This is a genomic window from Vibrio sp. YT-15 (assembly GCF_033337445.1).
Classification (GTDB): Bacteria; Pseudomonadota; Gammaproteobacteria; order Enterobacterales; family Vibrionaceae; genus Vibrio; species Vibrio alginolyticus.
Genome location: NZ_JAWOQR010000192.1, coordinates 1 through 1013, shown reverse-complemented (window position 1 = coordinate 1013; position 1013 = coordinate 1). Strand labels below are relative to the sequence as shown.

Below are 1013 nucleotides of genomic sequence, written 5' to 3'. Positions count from 1 at the left end.
AAAAGACATGTTTACAGGAATAGTGCAAGGAACAGCGAAGGTTGTTCAGATTGATAAGAAAGAGCGTTTTCAAACTCACGTCATTGAACTCGATGGCGCGTTAATCGAAGGGTTAGAAATTGGTGCGTCTGTTGCGCACAATGGCTGCTGTTTAACTGTGACGAACATCGATGGAAATCGAGTCAGCTTTGACTTGATGCAAGCCACGCTTGCGTTGACCAACTTGGGGCTTATCGAAGAAGGAAGCGCCGTTAACGTTGAGCGCGCTGCTAAATTTGGTGACGAAATCGGTGGGCACAGTATGTCTGGTCACATTAGCTTAATGGCAAACATTGTGTATGTGATTGATGCGCCGAACAACCGCACAATTTGGTTTGAGTTACCACAAGAGTCGATGAAATATGTTCTTGCGAAAGGTTACATCGGTATCGACGGTTGCTCGCTAACCATTGGAGAAGTTGAAGCAAACCGTTTCTCTGTACATTTGATTCCTGAAACTTTACAAAGAACCTTGTTTGGCAGTCGACAGGTGGGTGACAAAGTGAACATTGAATTCGATCCTCAAACTCAAGCGATCGTTGATACTGTTGAGCGCGTACTGGCGGCTAAACAGTTGTAGCTGGAACGCAGATTTGACCTTATATATTGGCCTCATATAGATGAAGAAAAAGGAGCAAAGAGGCTCCTTTTTCTATTTTAAATGGATTTACAACAATACCGAGGGTGGCTACTCGTAGTTGTCATCAATAAACAACTCGACTTTGTCTTGAAGTTCGTCCACGCGCATATTTAAATGAATCGCATGGCAACAAGCCGGGCAATCATCATAAAACTCTTGATCCCCATTACTGGCATCCAATGTTATGCCTATTGAGTGCCCACAATGCGGGCACTTAACATGCCTTTCAGTATAATTTTTCATACAACAACGCCTAGTATTGCAGGGCTTTTAAAACTCAGTATTTAAGGAAGTACAGCCCTTTCACTTTCTTTGCCTGACCATTCACAAATCG

The 1013-nt window shown here is 43.2% G+C and carries 2 protein-coding genes; one reads left to right on the top strand and one right to left on the bottom strand.

What is annotated here, in order from left to right; translation table 11 throughout:
* The first annotated feature begins 7 nt into the window (after positions 1 to 7).
* Positions 8 to 619, top strand: a complete 612-nt coding sequence (locus R7D93_RS26240; RefSeq protein ID WP_086586523.1) for a riboflavin synthase subunit alpha — start codon at positions 8 to 10, stop codon at positions 617 to 619.
* A gap of 108 nt (positions 620 to 727) precedes the next feature.
* Here R7D93_RS26240 and R7D93_RS26235 read toward each other — a convergent pair whose 3' ends face one another.
* Positions 728 to 922, bottom strand: a complete 195-nt coding sequence (locus tag R7D93_RS26235; protein WP_005396219.1) for a CPXCG motif-containing cysteine-rich protein — start codon at positions 920 to 922, stop codon at positions 728 to 730.
* Between the last annotated feature and the right edge of the window lie 91 nt (positions 923 to 1013).